At 51.3% G+C, this 20,717-nt stretch carries 11 protein-coding genes; 3 read left to right on the top strand and 8 right to left on the bottom strand.

Annotated elements, in window-relative coordinates:
- Window positions 1–234: 234 nt before the first annotated feature.
- The 8 genes from IFT76_RS01655 to IFT76_RS01620 all read right to left on the bottom strand — a co-directional run bounded on the left by IFT76_RS01655 (window position 235) and on the right by IFT76_RS01620 (window position 15,222).
- Window positions 235–2,388, bottom strand: a complete 2,154-nt coding sequence (locus tag IFT76_RS01655; protein ID WP_192057206.1) for a GSCFA domain-containing protein — start codon at window positions 2,386–2,388, stop codon at window positions 235–237.
- 88 nt (window positions 2,389–2,476) lie between these two features.
- Window positions 2,477–3,805: a hypothetical protein gene (locus IFT76_RS01650; RefSeq protein WP_192057205.1), complete on the bottom strand. Its 1,329-nt coding sequence runs from the start codon at window positions 3,803–3,805 to the stop codon at window positions 2,477–2,479.
- Window positions 3,806–3,881: 76 nt separating this feature from the next.
- A complete protein-coding gene (locus IFT76_RS01645) occupies window positions 3,882–6,062 on the bottom strand; it encodes a glycosyltransferase family 4 protein (protein WP_192057204.1) in 2,181 nt (726 codons plus the stop codon).
- Between the two features lie 13 nt (window positions 6,063–6,075).
- Window positions 6,076–7,950 carry a glycosyltransferase gene (locus tag IFT76_RS01640; protein WP_192057203.1) on the bottom strand — a complete coding sequence of 625 codons (1,875 nt, stop codon included), beginning with the start codon at window positions 7,948–7,950 and terminating at the stop codon, window positions 6,076–6,078.
- 68 nt (window positions 7,951–8,018) lie between these two features.
- Complete coding sequence (locus IFT76_RS01635) at window positions 8,019–10,376, bottom strand: glycosyltransferase family 2 protein (protein ID WP_192057202.1); 2,358 nt, start codon at window positions 10,374–10,376, stop codon at window positions 8,019–8,021.
- Window positions 10,373–12,730 carry a glycosyltransferase family 2 protein gene (locus tag IFT76_RS01630; RefSeq protein WP_192057753.1) on the bottom strand — a complete coding sequence of 786 codons (2,358 nt, stop codon included), beginning with the start codon at window positions 12,728–12,730 and terminating at the stop codon, window positions 10,373–10,375. Before IFT76_RS01630 ends, IFT76_RS01635 begins: the two co-directional genes overlap by 4 nt.
- A gap of 150 nt (window positions 12,731–12,880) precedes the next feature.
- Complete coding sequence (locus tag IFT76_RS01625) at window positions 12,881–14,386, bottom strand: DUF4214 domain-containing protein (RefSeq protein WP_192057201.1); 1,506 nt, start codon at window positions 14,384–14,386, stop codon at window positions 12,881–12,883.
- Window positions 14,387–14,403: 17 nt separating this feature from the next.
- Window positions 14,404–15,222: a hypothetical protein gene (locus IFT76_RS01620; RefSeq protein ID WP_163007613.1), complete on the bottom strand. Its 819-nt coding sequence runs from the start codon at window positions 15,220–15,222 to the stop codon at window positions 14,404–14,406.
- A 729-nt stretch (window positions 15,223–15,951) separates the two neighbouring features.
- Between IFT76_RS01620 and IFT76_RS01615 the strand changes: the two genes are divergently transcribed.
- Genes IFT76_RS01615 through IFT76_RS01605 form a run of 3 tightly spaced genes read left to right on the top strand, consistent with a single transcriptional unit; the run spans window position 15,952 to window position 20,523 of the window.
- The gene (locus tag IFT76_RS01615; RefSeq protein ID WP_192057200.1) at window positions 15,952–17,769 is read left to right on the top strand and encodes a type I secretion system permease/ATPase; all 1,818 of its coding nucleotides are present in this window, start codon (window positions 15,952–15,954) and stop codon (window positions 17,767–17,769) included.
- 58 nt (window positions 17,770–17,827) lie between these two features.
- Window positions 17,828–19,108 carry an HlyD family type I secretion periplasmic adaptor subunit gene (locus IFT76_RS01610; RefSeq protein ID WP_197976859.1) on the top strand — a complete coding sequence of 427 codons (1,281 nt, stop codon included), beginning with the start codon at window positions 17,828–17,830 and terminating at the stop codon, window positions 19,106–19,108.
- Window positions 19,105–20,523, top strand: a complete 1,419-nt coding sequence (locus tag IFT76_RS01605; RefSeq protein ID WP_192057198.1) for a TolC family outer membrane protein — start codon at window positions 19,105–19,107, stop codon at window positions 20,521–20,523. Before IFT76_RS01610 ends, IFT76_RS01605 begins: the two co-directional genes overlap by 4 nt.
- Window positions 20,524–20,717 lie beyond the last annotated feature (194 nt).

The raw sequence follows: 20,717 nt of genomic DNA, 5'->3' as shown, positions 1-20,717 counted from the left end.
GAGGATAAACATCAATCATTTGTGTCTAACTCGGCTGTGAAGCTAGGCAATTGACAAATCTTCGGATGTCTATTCGTTAGAAATGCGGACACAATTTTTCAATTTTGGTAGCGGTATGCATCTTCGCAAGCTGGCTCCTGAGGGAATCGGGAGCACAGCATCCGAGAACTGCTTCACATGGCTTGACAAAGCGCTTACAATACCGAGTCGTAGAGCAGCCTAGTCAGGGATAAGTCAATGTTCTTGTGCGGGCTTATCCAGGAGTTCTTCTTCACAGATTACAGCGCTCTGGATCAGCGATTGTTTGTAAATCTCTTGGCTTCGTGCGTCAGCTGCTTCATCAACTGGACTTTGGTTAGAGCAGGCATAGTATTTCATAAATAAGCCCATAACTTTGCTAACTCCAGCCTCTGTTACCGAGCGTAGATCGTCTGCATAAAATTGTGATCGGCTATAATTGCCAGTTATGATCTCATAAGAAGGGAAATAATCGCAGTGTTGATGTCTTCGTACAATAGCGTCTGCAGCGGATCGAAGTGCAGATTTGCTATAAGTGTTAGACGTGAGTACATGCCGATTCTCGTATGTTGCGACCAGTGGTACTGGAGAAACGGTCAGTATGATCTTGGCGTTCGGATTGACAGCTGAAAGATGGATGATGAATTTTTCCAGATCGTTTATTACGTCAGAAGTTTCTATATTAAGGAATTCATATTTGGATATATCGTATCGACCACCCGCTACGCCCGGTGCAATAGGAAAAACCGAGTGATCTATTTTCGATCGCCAAGTTTCCGTAAGTCCTAAAGTAAAGACAAAGACATCGAGCTGCTCGAACATTGTTCGAACTAAATCCAGATGCTCTTTTCGAGAGCTAATCAAATCTTGAATAGATGAGAATCCTTGAGGCTCTATCTGCGGCCGATAAGGGTCTACATATTTTCCATCAGGCCTTGTCCAATATGATTCCGTAGGTTTGAATATGCCAAAAGCTTCCTCGAAAAGCTGTAAGAGTTGCGACGAGGTGTAAATGTTGGCGTAACGAGCGGAGAACACACCAAAGTTTCTTTGCAAGGATTCTTCAGCTGACAGATGACTGCCTGTTTCGGTAACGTAGTAATTAAATCCATTAGCGCTTAAAGTGCGTGATATATGTTGTGCAAAACAGCTGCCTGCGGTCGCAACCCGGCTATGCTTGTCAATCGTGAATCGAGATCCGATCACCGGATCGACGTCCGAAATTGAAATCTTTTCCATACTGCGGCGCCAATACTGCATTTTGTGTAGGTTTAAGTAGGGGTTCAAGCTTTGATGTTTATGATTTATGTTGCGTGTTTTCAGAAAAGCGGGTAAAGACTTGAAAAAAGATGTCTCTAGTACAGAAGAGTTGAGAGATGATTTTTCATATTTGTCATAGATCTCAAATGATTGAGCAATCAATTCGTTCAGATCTATCATTTTAGGCTTGCTTGAGGAACGATCAGTGACTTGTTTAAAAAAATAGCTGCCTTCTATTCCATACACTGCTGCAATATCTGGATAAACTGGCCAGCACGGGTGTAGAGCTAGAGAGTCTTCCATGTACTGCTCTACCCCAGGTATATACGACATGCCTTCACGAATCAGTACCGCGCGTGCTATATCGGCGAGGACATTCAGCTTCGGATGGTTCATAGAGTGCATAAAACAAGCCTTAAAGCGCCAACGCTCCAGTAAATGGTCTAACGGTATTCCGACATTAATGCCAGTTTCTAACAGTAGGTTTGCCGAGGAAGTGGCGTGTTCAAAATAGCCTACATGAGCATACACGTCTCGTGTAAAAAGGTCGGCCGTCTGGCCTAAGCTTAAACTTTGCTTCCAAGCAAATAATATTAAACCAGAATGGTATTCGCCCATTGGGCCTTTAATGTTTCCGGAATCGTTTTGTACATATATAATGTCCGGATGATAAAGTGCATAATAAATATTTGGAATCAAACGTATTTTCGATTTATATTCTCCGTAGATGCTTAAAATTCTTGAGGGTATGGGATCGTTGGGAGAGGACTGAATTAAAATAAGGTCAGCTTCAGTGAATTGGTTAGATAGGGCATTCGGAACACAAATCTCTTCTAATTTCTTTGCAGTAACCAAGCACGAAACTGCTGCTAGTTCTGGCACCATAGATTCAAGGAGGTTTGCAAGAACCTCTGACTGACAATTTCCGATTATAAAAATTCGTTTGAGGTTATCCTTCTTAGCTTGGTATTCGGTTGAATCTATAATAATTCTATATAGTTCGTTTACTGAGTTCACGGGTTGGTATGCAGCGTACGCGGAGTCAGACTCAGGTTGGCGACCCAGAAGGTAGCGATAAGCATTGTTAATTTCTTCGTGACTGATTGCCATATGAACTCCCAAAATTTCAAGCCTATTGGCTAGTTAGCTGAAATTGATTAGTGTAGTAGCTATTCCACAGAATTATTGATATGTGGGTTCATTGTATTGAAATGATTGCAAGGGATTTAATAAATAGCGAAAGCGGCCTGTGGTCGTCGCCATCGTTATTTTCCTTGGGGCTTGTGAAATCTGGCGTTTCAATTAATAGAGATATAGTACTTTCTGAAATAGGGATGATTACAACGTCTGAATTCTCATTGCCCTCATAATTTTTCTGTGCTATCGGGATATCTTTTTCATTCAGGAAAAATCTGATGTTTTGAGGTTTGCCGTTAGGTAGATAAATATCGTACTCAATAGCAAGGACATGCTTTGAGCCGCTTATGCCAATAATGCGACCCTCAATACCGTGCCATCTTCCCACTGCCCAGCATCCGTGTGGTTCAAGATCACTCCATCCAAAAGCCAGGTTCCGAACGAACTCTTCAGGGCTTAGATAGCAGTAAGGGACAATGGGTAATAGATGTAACCGAACGTGTTCGGTACAGCTGATATTTCTTGAATCTCTCTTCTCTTCGAATAACGTAAGGGTCTTATCGACTGTGTGTTTCAAAATGTCGTCTAAAATAATTCTTGGTATATGTTCGATGTCAAAATTCAGAAAAGATGTTAAATAATCATCATAACTTAAACGGTCAGGATGACCTAAATGCTCAAGGATACACGCAATTTCTACTACAGAATCAGTAAATGGTGTGAACGCAAAATGCGTTGTGGTGCAGTCGTGGATGAACATCCAGTCGAAAAATGAATCAAGTCCAAACGTCTTTTTTATATTGTAGCCAATATTATGCTGACCACGTGTTTTGAAGAAGCGCATATTCGGTTGTTTGATGCTGTAAAGACGTGTGGCATGCATCATATCGCATGGATCATCAATGCTATAAAGATATACGTAGTTTCCGTCGTCTCTGATCAGATTCAGTAAGTCATTGTTAGGGTGGTCACGCACTTTCAATGATAAGGATTCAAGCCTCTGATCAAAACCCGCTTGAGCGCCTACTTTGGCCCTTGATGATAGAGCAATAACAAGATCAAACTGGACGAGATTATCTACAATCATCGCACCATATGCACCCATGCTTAAACCAAAGGCGATACTCTTTTTGATGGCTAGCTCGTCAATAAGCTTTCTGAGCCAAAACGCCATTTCTTGAATGCCAGTGCCACTTGTATACCAAGTTCTAGAGTTATCTTTGATAAAGATAAAACTATATGCATTGTTCCAGGAAAGAAGAGATTCGATCCATTCGTAATCGGGATTATCATTCGCTAGATCTCCGATCCCGGCAAATGAAACTATCAGCTTTTCAGTTTGGCGAAGTACACATACGACTTCATAATCTCCAAATTCTAACGATAGCATTGTCTTCATCTCCGATATGGGTCTTAATTATAGATGCGGCGGTCCGCCCAGGGTCGCCGCATCTATGGACTAAATGTCACCGAAGAGTCATTAGATTTTCTAATATCGACATGCGGGTTAACGCATCTTCGTTTGCAATCAGTATAAATGAACGATACCCAATGCCCAGCATCCTGGTATCTATCTTCGCGAGCTCGTCTATCTTGTTTTGGCTTGCCGAAATAGTACCCTTTAGTATTATCACATCATCCTCCAATGGCTTAGCATCAGACGGTATGTTAATGTCCAATTTGATGATGAAATCGGTTGACTTACTTTTTTCCGAATACACAGTTTTTCCAGCATAAGTGTATTTGATATGCTCACCCACTAGCAGCTGGGGAAGATGAAGGCTCAGGTACAGTACGTAGCCGGTAGGGCTGCGTCTGGTTGATTCTATTTGAAAGGCTAACTGATGCACGCCGAAGCTTGCCCAGCAACCCCATTGTTCTGGAGCGTTCCACTTCTTACCGCTTCTGATTTCATTTCCAATGATAAATCGGTCGTCACTAGCAAATACTCTCGAAATTGGAAGTTTGCGACTGTTCTCAATCTCGTTGACTATAGAATCGCCAAATTGGTGTCCATTAAATTCAGGTATCGTCCCGAAGCAGTATTCCTTTCCTAGCTCTGGTTTTGCATAGGTATTTAAACTATGGTTATCAAAAGAGCCTAGAGCAGCGTTGATCGTATTTTGCGCGACCTCAGACCAAGAAATATTAGGATAGTTGGTCACAATATTACTCTCGCGATTTGTCCGCGAGGGCTCATCAGTGATGAGGTCTTGAATTTTAGCCGTTGCATCGTGTACATCGTTTGGATCTATATAAACCCCATACTCGCCAGCAACCTCTGGAAGGGACGAGTTCATGCAAGTCACACATATCTTGCCTTTAGCCAGACTTTCGCCAACAGGCAGCCCCCACCCCTCATAAAGGCTTGGATATACTGTAAATAAACAATCTTGATATAGTTTTGCTAGTTCAGCATCACTGATGTCCGCAAGAAGCTTGATTTTACCATTTAGATAATTAGTGGAAATTAGGTTATTCAGGAATTCTTCGGCCCGCCAACCGTTGCGTCCGACACAGACGAGCGTTGGGACGTCGACTCCAGCTTGGATCATGTTTCGCCATACTTCAAACATCAGTTGGTGATTTTTTCGACCCTCAATAGTCGAAACGAATAGCACGTAATTTCCGTTAATGCCTAAACTCTCAATTGTAATGGTATCGGTATTTTCCTTGGCAATGAAGTCATTGAAATGCGATCCATTTTTCGCCACATGTACCGGAGGAGGCGTTACTCCGATACGGTTTGCATATTTTTGAATATCTCTTGCCGTATTTTCTGAGACTGAAAGAAATGCGTCAGTATAGCGATATGCTTGATTTAAAAACTTTTTGAAAACTTTAGTAGTCCCTTGATCGCAAGTTTCGGATGCATAAATAGGTATCAAGTCGTGCACTGTCATCACAAATTTGAAACCATAAGTCCGTTTCAACTCAAGAATTCGAGCAAAGTAGTCTTGGTTGACCCAAGCTGCACCCAGGAGGCAGACAACATTTTGCTTACTCCCGTCAGCTGCCATGTTGCTGGAGTTAGGAAGTACGCCGAGTCGTGCATCAATACGATCGAAGTATACTGTGCGTTGATCAAGAGGCAGGAAAAGATCTTCTAACAGTTGAACGACGTAGACTGAATCTAAGAGTATAAATTCATGCTTGCGATTATCGTACGATAGAAATTTAGTGCTGTTGGCTGGGTATAGCTTGTCTCGTATTATGGACAAGATTATGCATGACTGAACTCGTTGAATGCCTGTCAGGTTGTCATGGTGTCCGATAAAGTAGATTAAATCAGATACATCAAAATAAATATTTCTATCGCCATGCGGTGCTGGCATGCTCCCTAGGTTTTGAGTGCCTTGGAAAAGTACCTCTCCAATCATAGTGTCGTTGTTTTGGCCTCCAAGAATGGAAATCTTTACATCACCTTTAAGAGGTTTGTGAAACCTGAATGAGAATCCACATCTTGGATCGCAGTTCAAGGCCTTCGCGACGTCAATACGTTCTATCGTAGCATCGAGGCTGCCTACCATTTTACCATTGGCATGTATATTAAGCTTTTTGCCAAGTTTATTAGAGGGGTCATAAAACCACCCTGTAATTTCTGTGGCACTAAGGCTGTCAATCTGAATGCGGGGCTGTGTGTTCAAAGTGGTATTCTCACTAATTTACATGTGGAGTGATTGAATGAATGTTTGATGCGCTGTTGATCTGAATCAGTCGTTCGCGATATTGTGAACCTATAGCTTCGTGAGAAAAAATTCTATGAAGCTTTGCCATGCGCTCATCATAATTTAACTTTCTGTATGCAGCTCTCTCTTTCGACGCAGCGATACGCATTTGAAAAGCTGCGTGAGTCATTGTAGGCTCTGCCCAAAAATTTGCTTTAGACTCAACATAGCTTTGTGCGCATGTTTCTACTAATTCAAAATCTACGAGAAGAGAGTCAAGTGGTCTGCAGAAGTCAACGTTGCCGCCATAGTTTGTCGCTACAACATCTAAGCCCAGTAGTAGTGCTTCGGCGATGCCTCTGCCGAAACCTTCGGCACGGTGTAGCGATACAAAGCAATCACAAGCATTGTAGAGCGCTATAACTTGAGGTTTGGTCATGACCTCATTTATTATCACGATTCTATCGTCACGTTTTGCGGCATTCTGCACCTGGCGCCACGATGCGCTCTCGCTATCAGCTCGCATGCATTTGATCACTAAAGCTACGTTTTTTCTGTTTTCAGGAAAAGCTTCCTTAAAAGCGGCAAGTATTGCTATCGGATTTTTTCGTCTGAATGATGAATTCCCATCAAATGAGAAAATGAATGCCGTTGAGTTTTTTTCTATATTGATCTGTGCGCGTAAAACATTTTTGGAAGGTGGCAGGTCCGATATGCTAACGGCCATCGGCATTAATATACTATTATGGAATCCTGCACGGCGTATGCCGTCGACGATGTGCTTGCTTGAGCCCCATATCTCGTCTACTAGCGAGAAACAGTGGATCCAATTCGCTGGCCAATTTTGAAGCTCCCAAGGCCAGTAGCCAATGTTGTAATACCCGTTAACTGTTTGTGCCCCATTTTCAGCATAAAACCTAAAATGCTCTAGCGCAGTAAGGCAGAATAAGTTTATCGAGAAGCAAAATTCGTTTCCGACCCACTCTTCTATTGAATGATCATTTTGACTTATTGAATCACCAGGGTCATAGTTGATTACCGTGAAAGGTATTTTTGCTGCATGCAAAGATTTTGCAGCCATTCTCACGTCTTCGCCAATGCCCAGTTCGCCAAACGCATAGCCAATTAGGTTTACTCCGAAAGGTTTAGCTGATGTGTGAACCGGTTTTTTAGGTGTAGGGTCGCTATCCCTGGATTCATACACTTCGATAAGCCCGTTTTCCACTAAGCCAGAATGGCTCATCCAAGCCCTGAATCCTTCAATGCCTGTTATGGATTTCAGATCAAACGCCGCGCGGACATCAGGTCGACTTTTATAAACCAGTTGTGCCAGTCTGGATGCTAGCAGGTCGACCTGGTCTATCAGAAAGTCTTTCTGCCAACGTGGAACACCGCCTGGTGCTGGGAAAGATTTATGTCCATTCAAGCAAAAGTACCAAGTCAGAGCTGTGAGTTGCTCGTGTTCGTTCTCCAATAAGTAGCTTATTTTTAATTCCGGGGTCACAAAAACTGCTAGCTGTATCAAGCGTGATATGCCGGCCGACCATCTCGTCTCCGGAATTAGAGCGGGGAGATTTAACTCATTGCGAAATGGTTGTAGCTCATAAAGAGCTTGGTATTCGGACATGCCTGACGAAGCGCACCATGCAAGAAAACCAATTTTACCTGGCACGGTATCTATATCAAAAATGGTTTGAAGGTCATCAGCGCGTAACTGCCAAATGGCGAGATGTAGTTGATAGAAATTCAATAAGCCGATGACCTCTAACCTGGGAATAGCTTGAGAGTACTCATCAATGTTCAGGCTGCGGAGTTCTCCGTTGTCTGAAGAGCTCGGACCGTTTTTAAAATTCGCTATGGAAAGCATGCTTCATTACCTTGAGAACTGATGTTCATGGTTTTGCCGCGATGTGATTTTGCTGTCACCTGTACCGCTTACCAGCATCCTCTTCCGCTTCGCTTGACCATTGGTTTAGGTGGTAATGCCAGTCCCCCATAGGGCCCCGAGAGATAATCGTGCGACATTCCTGGATGATAAGCCGGATCCACCTTGCCTTCTGCTGTCCATCGCGCTATGAAGTTATCTTGCTCACGTTGGGCACGAGCACGCCTGTCAGAGGATATATCTTTTCCTCGGCTTGCCGACTCCGCATGTATAAGCAGGGCAAAGGCGTCCCAGATCAGCTTACCTCCCGCCGCCTGTATACGTAAGCACAAATCGACATCATTAAACGCTATCGGGAATGTCCCTTCTTCCATACCGTTATGTTTCAAGTACAGTGCTGTTTCCATCAGCATGCAAGCCCCCGTGACGCTACTCGAGCGGTGAGATAACTGATTGAGTCCCATATAGCCGGCGTCAGCAGCGTTCAGATGATTACCGGCATGGGCTGCCAATCCGTTGATCCCGATGATTACGCCTCCATGCTGGACCATTCCATTAGCCCACAGAAGCTTCGCGCCAACGACATCCACGCTCGGCCGCACGACTTGGCTCACCAGTTCTTTCAACCAGTCATCCCCAATGATCTCGATGTCGTTATTGAGCAGACAGACGAACTCACCAGTCGCTATCTCTGCCGCGCGGTTGTTCACGGCTGGGTAGTTGAATGGGAAGGGATGCGGCAGTATTACCACCCCGCGATTCTCCAGCTCAGCCAAGTACGTCAGGGTGTCGGGATCACTCGACTCATTGTCGATGATGATGACTTCCAGATTCGGATAATCAGTTTGGCGCAACACCCCCTCGACACAGGTGCGCAGCAACTTAACCTGATCCCGAGTAGGAATCATGATCGAGACTCTAGGCAATACTGCCGGCAACGGCCAACGAGCTCTGAGCAGGCCTGGGAAACCTGCAATGGATTCCACCAAAGCGCCTTTGGACATCGAGTCGACCAGCCAGGACATGGCGGCTTCTCGTCGCTCGCAGCGTGGTGCATCCACAGGTGTTACCGGACGAGCCGTATGCCGGTGGTAAATCACTTTAGGAATGTGCGTGACTTCGAGCGCGTCGCGCTCCGTTATCAGCGCCACGCCTGCCAGCAGTGAGTGCCAGTCCAGCGATGAAGTATTCAACCCCGTGAGGGCGGCATCTGCAGCACGCTCAAGGAGGCGTGCGCCGAATATGGCACCAGCGGAGAACAGATCGGCGCCTATGAACAGATCAACATCCCATACGGGTTTGAGCCATGGAGATGAACGTGCGCCCGTTGGGCTGTCGCAGTCGCAGTCCCCGTATGCCCATGCAGTGTCGCCCTCCAGCAGGGGTACAAGATAATCAAGAGCATACGGGGCCAGTCGATCACCGGCGCTGACCGGAATGATAGTGTCACAGCCTTGATCCACCAAGCGATGGAGTCCACTGAGCATGTCCGATTCAGCGACTACCTCCACCGCTTTAATTTGATGGCATTGCTGGCTGAGGCTGAGTCTGGACAGCCCCTCCAGTTCTGTATCGCCGTTGCTGATGATGAGCGCGCCGCAAGTAAGGCCGAGCCCAGCACTGGCTGGCCGGGGTTGCTGGAACACCTCGAACCATTTCGGGTAATGATGGAAGCCTGCGCTCTTGGGCAAAATCAGCTCTTGATGACGGGCAACTTCCGCCAGCAACGCGAGCTTTGGATTGTCTTCGATGGTCGAGGTATGGCTGCGCAATAACGCCTCCAAGCCTTCCGGCCAGCCGCACAACGTCAGCGGGCTACCGGATAGCGGCTCACCCAAATCATTTTGCACGTGCAGCGTATGAGCTTTGCCGTCAGCGAGTGTCCAGGGTAGATCCAGTTCGAATCCATGATTACGACTGGCCTTGTACGCCAAGGCATGATGAAGCCGATCCGCCTGAGCACTGACCAGTACATTCGTCCCTTCGCGGACGTGGATAGTGACCGAGCGGTTTGGATCGGCGGCATCGAATGCCCAGCCACTAATTCTCAAACCTCCGGTGTGCCAGACCTGAGACGCGGCGGGAGCCGGCTCGGAAGGCATTGCTGCAGGGAGTTGGATGGTGCCTGCCAACCATTCGGACTGATTGGCAACGCGTGCCGTAATCACGTTGCCAGTACTCAACCAACTCTCGCGAAGTTGAATGGCGAAGCCGTTGAACTGGTCACCTGCTTCCGCGTCTGGGCAGAACTCGTTGGCTCGTACTAATGCCACGCTACTGCCGTCCACATGGATCTCCACCACCAGTTTCAGATCCGGTTTGGCAGCATCCATAGCCCAGCCTTGTAGCACATCACCGTAGAGCCCGGTTAGTCGCCCGCGAATAGTGGTTGTATTCTGATCGTTCATAGTTCTGTCAGGCTCGAAGCCTCTGTCCTTGATCTATCCAGCTGCGCGGGCGCGCAGGAGGTGGATTCGCTGATGGCATTTGCTCGCATTGAGTGAAGCGGTATGTCATGCAAGGCAGCCATCCGTATGCAGTACGCATCGGGGAGTAGGCCAGTATCCAGAGTGGCAAGCACTTTACATCCGCTCAACGTCACCCACGTTGCCCGCTCGAACCCAGGGGAAGGAGTCAAGCCTTGCACCGCTCCTGTGGCAAGTAGGGTTTTCAATGCTGGAGTATCGCCTTCTACACAGAAAATAGTGGACGAAGCGGCCCTGCGGAACTGTCTAGCCACTTGAATCCATCTCTCAAGCGTTGCCGGTTGTGACAGATCGTCTGCGATGAGCATCCGCTGTGCTGGCTTCTCGACTATGGAGGGTCTATGCGTGGGGTTGCTGTTCGCCGCTCCAACGGACGCAGTGAGGCCAACCGCGTCGAACGTATGCTCCAGATCGGCGGGCAACACCGGGCCCCCTGCGTAAATGTAATTTGCTACCCCGTTTTTGATCAGGGAGGTTAGATGGCCAAACAGTACCTTCCCGTCTTTAGGCAGGCTGTAATCAATGACCAACGCCAAGGGCTTCATCGGAGCTGAGAGTGTCGCAACAATGCCGGTGTCCCCCTGTCTGTAGACGAGACTCAACGCAAAGTTTTGTGGCGAGTCCGGCTGCACATGAAGCGCGACGGCTGAACCGCAGATGATTGCTTCGCTTTTTAGCCAGTTGCACAGGCTGCCAAAGCGCGCACTTTGCAGAGCGTTTCGAGCCGGCCGCAATGGATCCCGTTTGCAGAACGCGTCATAGTCCGCCTCGGCAGTGGGGAACCGTTTGCGCAATATGGCGTTGTTGTAGGCAACCCTTAGTTGTTTTTCTTCCTTGAAAGATACTCCGCCTTTATGGGCCACGAAGACGTTGGGCGCACCAAGATGGCGGAAGCCATGCTGACGCGCTCGCAGACACCAGTCCGTTTCTTCGCCATAACCTCGGCTGAGGTGCACTTCGTCCAGGTAGCCCACCGCATCCAGTGCGCTGCGTTTTATGTAAAGGCAGAAGCCGCATCCTGTCTCCAGCTCTACCGCTGGACTGTTGACCGTGCGCGCCAGTTCGTCGAGTTCGGCGTGTTCGGAGGCTGTCGGCATTGGCGCGCTGATTCGGCTGACTGGAAAGCTCATCAGTTCGCCGTTGTTGGTGAACGGCGTCACCGAAGCGATATCGGCTGCTGTATAGGCCTTGTCACGCAGGCGGTCCAGCCAGTTGCCGTGTACGCGCGTGTCGGCATTTAGCCAGACCACATCTTGCAGGCCACTGAGTGCCATTCCGCGATTCATGTTTCGGATGAAACCGAGATTCATTGGGTTCTGGATCAGCTTGATCTTGCCTTTGCTTGCGAGAATCTTGAGCGCTTTATGCAATGCCGGAACTGGGGTCGCGTCATCCAGCACCACGATTCTGTGGGGAGTGCGGTTCAATTTGCGGGCTGCAATCGCACTGTTGATGCAGTCCAACGTTTCCTCGAGGCCGTCATACACGGGAATCAATACATCGACTGGCTGCGTTGCGCCCGCTCCCTCAAGTGCGGGGGGGGGAACGAAGGTAGGCATCGCCGAAACAGGGCTACCCAACAAGGCTGCCCCTGTCCCGAACCGTACCTGCACCGCCGGCGTGGGGTTGGGGACCTTGATTCGAATGCCGCCGTGAGTGGAAGGAAGGCCGACAGCTGTGAGCAACGGGTGTGCCAGATTCGCCGTAACACTCATCGCCTGGCCGTTGGCTTCAAGGTGCAGGGTAGGGGCCGTTTGCGGATCTCTGAGGTCGACTGCCCAGCCCTGGATTTCCCTGTCAGCAGGATTGAAGCGAACTACCCCGACAGTGGACGCAGTATCGGGCTGGGCGAGCAGCAACTTGAGGACGAACGAGAGCTCGGCTGCTTCATTGATATCAGGAAGGTGAGCAAGGATAGACGCGCGCAGATCCTGAGATGATTCTGATTGGCTGCGAGCTTGCCACAGGGTCATCCGCAACGAGGCATCGTTGGGGTTTTTCTGCCAAGCCGCACTCAGGTATTTCTTCGCGGTTTCAGGTTGGTTCTGGAGCAGAATGCATCGGCCGACCAACGCATGTACGTCTGGTCGATGGGGCAGGAGATGAGCTGCGTTACTTAGAAAAATAAATGCCAGTTGAGGATCGTGCGACAACGCATCGATACCTTTCCAGATCAGAGCCTCCGGTCGGTATTCGGATGTCTGCATGGCGCGTTCCAGCGCTACAGCGGCGAGGTCATGCTCATTGGCCTGACGGTGGCGGTGAAAAATGTCCATGAGCGTTTCTCGCTCACGATCAAGGTTTCTGGACATGGGCTGTTCGATTCGCCATTCAAAATAAAAAGAAGGGCGACCCTAAAGTCGCCCCTTTTTTTCAGAACACGCCCAGCCTTTCAGCTGGACGTATCTTCAACTCGGCAGGGTGAGTTACACCGCGCCGTGCAGTACTACAACGTTATCGATGTGAGCGATCGCTTCCTGCGAACCGATGATGCCGATGGCAACGTCAGCCTGAGTAGCGCCGTTGGCCAGAGCCTCGACCCAACCTGCTTTACCAGCAACGTCGGCTGCAGCCTGATCTTCGGTACGGCCCAGTGCTTTCACGTACAGGTCGTTCAGGAAGTTGTCAGTCGACTTCTCAGCAGCTTCGGACGAACCGAGGATGCCTGCAGCGACTTCCGCACGGCTTGCACCGTTCACCAATTGACCGACCCAGACAGACAGACCGTCTTCACCTGCATCACGGCCCAACGCCGCAGTGTACAGAGCCTGGACGTAATCACCGTTGCGGCTGTCGTTGACAATGGCTTCTTGCGAAGTTGCGATGCCGGTAACGACTTCTACTAGCGAGCCGCCGCTGGCCAATACGCTCAACCAGTTCTGAGCACCAGTAGCGTCATCACTGACGCTGCGGCCCAGGAGAGCGCCATACAGAGTGTCGATGAACGCAGTGTTGTCACCGTTGGTGTACTCGGCAGAGCTCAGGAAGTTCTGAGCAATGGTCGACAGCGAAGTGCCTGCATTGACCTCAGTAGTCCACTGCTTGGCACCACCAGCGTCGGCGTCACGGCCGAGGATGCCGTCATACAGGCGCAACGCTGCGGCTTCAGCTTCGTTATGAGCCAGAGCAACGGTGCTGATCACGCCAGCGCTATCAGTGAAGCTCAGGAATTCAGCATTGGTGATTGCAGCTGTCTGACCCAAGTCCTGCGTGCCGTTCAGTGTTACGTTGAAGTTGTTGCCAACAACGAAGCTGTAGTTTGCGGACGAACCGTCCAGTTGCACCACGTCGTAGCCAGCGCCAGTGTTGACAACGTCGGAATGGTTCACGCCGCTCAGGATGATGGTGTCGTTACCGGTACCGGTGGTGATGACGTTGTTGCCCAGACCAGCGACTACGGTGTTGTTGCCATTGCCAGTGGTGATGATGTCGTTGCCGAAGCCACCATCGATGTAGGAGTTCTGATCGCCATTTACGGTGATGATGTCATCGCCGTTACCGGTTTTGACCAGGAATTCGACAGCAGTAGTAGCGTCAGCGGCAACAGCAGCGGCCGCAATGTTGAATGCGCTGAAGGTCGACACTTCTTCTGCTGGAGCTACTGGGGCAACGGCAGCAGGATTGAAAGTGACGTTCAGATTGGCATTGCTGTCCAGTACGAACGCTTTGGCCGAGGCCAGAGACTCAGGAATGGCCAGGGTAACGGTGTCGCCAGTACGGCCAGCGATGGTACCAGTTACGACTTCAGCAGCAGCAGTCTGACCTGTTGGAGTCAGAGGAGTCGAAACGCCATCCCAGCTAGCCAGGTTGACGGTGGCAGCTGTTTCCAAGCTCAGCAGGGTGCTGATCGCGGCCGCGGTAGCGGACGAGAAGTTGGTACCGGTCAGAGTGGTCTGGAACGATTCGGACGAAATAGGGCTGTCGTATTGCATGTGTAATTCCTGTTACTTCAGGCCATCTGGCCCGTGCTGCTGATTTTCTGCTTCAATGCAGAGTTTTCCCACGGAGACTTATTGCGGGGAGCGTTCATCTTCGTGACGGGATCTATGGAGAGATGCAGCGCCACCAGAGGCTCGGTGCCTGTGGGGCCATACATCATCTGGTTGGCCACGACGAGTTGCGGCGAGGAGCCGGAGAACACGATGTGGCCAGACAATTCGTAGAGGCAGCGGTTGGGACCGACCAGGCTGAAGCCTGCCGAAATCAGCGGAGAGGCTTTGCCGCGTGTCCCGGTGAAGGTGCCGGCAGCCACGTTGGGGCTTGGGCCCGAACCGGCGACTGTTGAGGTGTAGACGAGATCCACGCCTTCTGGCTTGTTTTCCCAGATGACGCAAAAACCTTCCAGGCGTTTCGTGCCGTCATGCTCACCCACCCACCCTTTGGTGGATTCAACGTCGCCTGCGCCCTGGAGGTGCGCGATGAGCTTGAGCGTGGCGGGGGAGGCTGTTGCCGCGAGTGCCGGGCTGGGCTCTGGGGTCGCAACGACAGAGAAATTGCGCATGATGGCAGGAGAGGTGTCTATACGGTCGATGCGCAGATCTATCGGATCAATTTCAGCATCGAACATGTGATATTCGGTGATCAGAACAGTGGCCACACCACTTTTGACACGGGCAACTATTGTGTCGCCCAAGTGTGTAAGCATGTTCTTGCTCACACCCTCAGCCGGGAAGAAGTCGATGGACCCTTTGCCCAAAGGCGCTTGTTGTAGTGCGATGCAAACAGGCTTGTCTGCAGGGGGCTGCGAAGCATAACGAAAGATGTACATTCCAGGCTCTAGCAGGGTGACCCGCGAGCTGATCTTCAATCCATCTAGTGCATGCGAAGGCAGTGACATGAAATTCCGATTTCCTGTTGGCTTAAACACACTGTGCCATTTAGAAATGACAAGCCCAAAACAATAACGTGGCCAGTGGTGGCGTCCCTTCGAGCGAGGATGATTGAGCCTGAGAGGGGGAGTTGTCAATCACCGGGTGAAAAAAATCTTACACGCTTGACGAGGCGAGCTCTAGCCGTCCGGAGTTCTGGAAAAAGCATGCGGCGGCTGCTCCTCGAAAAGCTAAAATCTATGAAAAATCTGATCGCATTTATTTATAAATGCCCTTATAAATCAATTAGATGAATAGCTTGATATATGTAAGCGTTTATTTCGACAATTTTCGGTCACAATATTAGTGGCACTGCGCTATTACTTGCGGAAAATTGGGAATGATCTGCTTGACAGTGCAGAATCAATTTGTCAGCTGTGGCTCGGTGACGTCTGAATGCGGAGGCAACTTACAGAGATGTGGTCTTGGAAAGCCGATATTCAGACGCAAACTGAATAAAAAAATAGGAAATAACCGTAGTGCTGGATCGGTCTGTTCCATATGCTGCCCAACGTAAGACCGCATTACCGGTTTTCTCCAGGTATTAGCGGTTACGGTAGAGCCTCCTATCACGCGGATGTGGGTGGTACACTGCACACCGTTTTTACCAATTTTTCAGTACGGATACTATGAGTCGGTCACACGAGAATAATCTGCAAGCGGCTTTAAAGGCCTGTAAAACCAGCTTCCTCTCGGTAGGTTTTTTCAGCTTCTTCGTCAATGCGTTGATGCTGGTACCAACTTTCTACATGATTCAGGTATCCGGCAGGGTCGTTCCTGCGAGCAGCACATCCACGCTGGTGATGCTCACCCTGATTCTGACTATCCTCATGATCACCATGGGCTCCCTTGAGTGGGTACGTTCCCGAATCATGGTGCGCATCAGCAACCGGCTCGACGTCCTTCTTAGTCGTGACGTGTACCGAGCTAGCTTCAAGCGCGCACTTAGCAGCGGGGGGATGGACGCCACGGCGCAGTCCTTGAACGACTTGACGTCGCTGCGGCAATTTTTGACCGGTCCCGGCCTGTTTGCCTTCTTCGATGCTCCCTGGTTCCCAATCTATACGGCAGTGATGTTTCTCTTCCATCCTTGGTTTGGCTGGATGACCGTCGCATCGGGTCTGGTCTTGGTGGTGCTGGCGTTCATCAACCACCGCTATACGGCGAACACGCTCGCCGCCGCAAACAAGGAAAGCGTCAGTTCCAACGTCACCACCAGCAAGACTTTGCGCAATGCTGAAGTCATCGAGTCGATGGGAATGCTGGAAACCCTCATGAATCGGTGGGCGGTGCGTCAGCGCAAGGTGCTCATGCTTCAGTCCGAGGCGAGTGACAAGGGCGGTACTATTACGTCGATTTCCAAAACGTTCCGCAACTGGGCCCAGTCCATCATGCTGGGCATCGGCGCCTATCTGGTGATCACCCATCAGGTGACACCGGGTCTGATGATGGCGGGCTCGCTGCTGTTGGGGCGCGCGCTGTCCCCCATCGACCAAATGATCGGTAGCTGGAAGGGTTTCATCGCCGCCAAGGTTCAATACGGTCGGCTAAGCGAAGTGCTGAACAAGCTGAACGCTGAGCCGGAACGCATGCCGCTTCCAGCGCCACAAGGGCACATTCAGGTCGAGAACCTGGTGGTCGCACCTCCGGGTGCCAAGGCTCCGGTGATCCGCAACATCAGTTTCGTCACACCCGCAGGCTCCATCGTGGGGATTGTCGGGCCGAGCGCGGCAGGCAAGTCGACTTTGGTACGCGCCTTGATGGGCATCTGGCCCACGCAGCATGGAGTGGTGCGCCTCGACGGCGCGGACATCAGTAGTTGGGATAAGCATGAACTCGGGCCCCACGTTGGTTACCTGCCTCAGGACATCGAGCTTTTCGAAGGCACCATCAGCGACAACATTGCGCGCTTCGAGAAAATCGACCCTGAAAAGGTCGTGCAGGCGGCACAGACAGCCGGTGTTCATGAGATGGTCCTGATGCTTCCTGACGGCTATGACACCGTGATCGGTAGCGACGGAGTCAACCTCTCCGGTGGCCAGCGTCAACGAATTGGCTTGGCCCGTGCCATCTACGGCAACCCTCGGTTGATCGTACTGGACGAGCCCAACTCGAACCTGGATGAAGTGGGTGAGCGTGCGTTGAGTGTGGCACTGCAGAAGATCAAGGAGACGGGCGCTACGGTTTTCATCGTCTCTCACCGCCCCAATATTCTTTCGCGGCTGGACCGCATATTGGTGATGTCGAACGGGACGATTTCTCTCTATGGCGAGCGAGACAAGGTCATTGCCGAGCTCGCGGCCCAGCAGGCAAAAGGTCAGGCTCGCGTGGCCCAGCCTGGCGCTGCGACTCCGGGTGGGGTAGCGCCTGCCGCGCCGACGCCTCCGGCATCTCCAGCAGGCCCAGGCGCGCCGGCACCTACTGCTTCCGCACCCACCGGCGCTTGAAAGGAACTCATCAGTGACCAGCAAGGCAATTACGACGTTCGATCACAACTTCGATGACATGCCCACGTCGGATCGGGGCATCAGACGCATTGGCTTGACCATTGTCTTTGTCACCTTCGGTATTTTTGGCACATGGGCTGCTGTAGCACCGTTAGGGAACTCGGTGCACGGCGTTGGTAACGTGACCGTGCAGAGCTACCGTAAAACCGTTCAACACCTGGAAGGCGGGATTGTCAAAGAATTGCTTGCTCGCGATGGTGACATGGTTAAGCAAGGTGATCCGCTTATTGTCCTTGATGAAGGGCAATTGAGTGCCGAGTATGAGTCGACCCGAAATCAGCTAATCGTCGCTCGCTACAAGGAAGCCCGCTTGCGCGCAGAACGCGACGGTTTGCAGGCAGTTCCTCCTGTGGTTCTGACAGGTACGGATTCAGATCGGGCGCAGGAAGCATTGGCCGGTGAGCAGCAGGTTTTCAGTGCACGTCACGGCTCGCGGTTAAGTGAGATTTCAGTCCAGCGTGAGCGTATTAGTCAATTGAAACAGCAGATACTCGGTCTGCAAGACATGATCAGGACCAAGCAGAATCTGGAGAAATCCTACAGCGGCGAGATTGTCCAGCTCAAGGATCTGCTCTCCCAGGGTTTCGTGGACAATCAGCGTTTGCTGGAGCAGCAGCGCCGCCTTGACATGCTCAAGTCAGAGGTAGCCGATCATCAGTCCACCATTGTGAAAACTCGGTTGCAGATCAGCGAAACGGAACTGCAAATCGTGCAGTTGGACAAGAAATTCAGTTCGGATGTGGCCAACGAGTTGTCTGACGTACAGGCCCAGGTGTTCGATCTTCAGGAGAAGGAGAGCGCATTGAGCGATCGCCTGTCTCGTGTAGTCATTCGGGCGCCAGAGAGTGGCATGGTGCTGGACATGAAAGTGCACACGGTCGGCGGCGTTGTCAGTGCGGCCACTCCACTGCTGGATATCGTGCCTGCGTCTGCTGAACTCATCGTCGAGGCACACGTTGCACCGAACGATATCGACCGCCTATCGCTGGGCAAGAAAGCCGACATCCGCTTCAGTGCGTTCAACAGCACCACCACGCCTGTGATCGAGGGCGAGGTGACGCGTATTTCGGCTGACGCCCTGAAGGACGAACGCTCGGGTGAGCCCTACTACCTGGTGCGCGTGAAGGTTTCCGACGATGGCATGAAGAAGCTCGGCGATCGCAAGTTGCAACCGGGGATGCCTGCTGAGGTGCTGATCAATGCCGGTGACCGCACCATGCTCGAGTATCTGCTCAAGCCCGCTCAGAACATGTTCGCCACGTCGATGATCGAGGAATGACTGTGTCGCGTTTGTTACCTGGTGTGATGTTGAGCATGTTGGCGTTGCAGGCCGTTGGCGCCGAACCGCTGGTTCCCAACGATGTCCCGCCCAAGCCACCGGTGTCGGCTTCGACTTACGCACTGGACCTGGCCGGGCTGTACCGTGAGGCGCGCCTGGAAGACCCGCGCGTGCTGGCAGCCTATGCCCGGGCGCGGTCTGCTTCCGAGCAGCAGCGCGAAGCTTTGGGCGGCTTGCTGCCGCAGTTGTCGGCGCAGAGCAATTTCAACCGGATTTTACGCAAGGACGACGCCGCGCGTGAGATCTATGACAACAAGAGCTATTCCCTGAGCCTGACTCAATACCTCTACAACAAGACCGCTTGGGAAGGTTGGCAGAAGGCCAAGAGCGTTACGGCGCAGAAAGGCGCCCAGGCCGAAGATTCCCACGCCGAGGCCACGGTGGATCTGGCCAAGCGATACTTCATCGCGTTGGCCGCCGATGACGAACTGGAGCTGGTGCAGGCCGAGCGGCGGGCTACGCAGAAGAACCTGGATCGGATCAACATGCTCTACGAGCGGCAGATGGCCAAGATCACCGATCAGCTCGATCTGAAGGCACGCGTCGATGCCTTGGCGGCGCAGGAAGTGGATGCGCGCAACCAGGTGCAGGTCAGTCGTGAGGCCTTGTCCGAGATCGTCGGCCGGCGCATCGACGAACGTCTGAGCCGCGTACGCAACGATGTGGCCTTGCAGGCGCCGACTGCGCCGCTGGCCAATTTCGTCTCCCAGGCCATGGATGCCAACCCTTTGCTCAAGGCCTACCAGAGTGGCGCCGAAGCGGCCGATGCGGCGGTGCGCGAAGGTAAGGGCGGGCACTATCCGCAACTGAGTGTGAGCCTGAGCGCTCAGCAAAGTGACGTGGGCTACGACAATACCTTGACGCCTCGCAGCGACAGCTACGTGGCGACGCTTGGGGTGAGGGTACCGATCTACAGCGGCGGTTCCACCTCGGCGCGGGTTCGGGGTTTGTACGATGACCAGCTGGCTGCCGAGCAAGACCTTGAGGGTGTGCGTCGGCAGGTGGTGAAGGAAACGACCACTTCCTACCTGACCGCCCAGGCCAGTGTGGAAAAGATCCGCGCGAACAAGAACGCATTGTCTTCGGCGCAACAGTCGAGTGTGGCCGCGCAGAAGGCGTTTGCCTATGGCGTGGTGAATGCGGTGGATGTATTGACCAGTGTGCAGAACGAGTTCAAGGCGCGTAGGGATTTGCTGAGATCGCAGTACGACTTCATTACCAACCTGTTCATGTTGAATCGTTGGAGTGGCAAGTTGAACCAAGAGAGTGTCGACAGTGTCAACGTCTGGCTCAGCCCCGAGCCGGAACAAGGTTTGCCTGGCGGTGATGTTGCCAAGGTGAAAACCAAACCCTGATTGATGTTGGATCGTCGATGTAACAACTCTGTAGGAGCGGTCTGTGGCCGCGAACGGAACACCGCGATACATCAGTCAGTCCTTGGTGTTCTTTTCGCGGCCACGGACCGCTCCTACGGGATGCGAGCAGCGTGCGGTCTTCGGCTCGCGCCGGTGTTGGAGGCTGGGCTGAGCTGGCGGGTATATGTATACTC

Source organism: Pseudomonas sp. CFBP 13727, from assembly GCF_014841915.1.
In the GTDB taxonomy this organism is placed as follows: domain Bacteria; phylum Pseudomonadota; class Gammaproteobacteria; order Pseudomonadales; family Pseudomonadaceae; genus Aquipseudomonas; species Aquipseudomonas baltica.
Note: the sequence above shows the minus strand (reverse complement) of the source record. Positions and strands in the feature narration are given on the sequence as shown.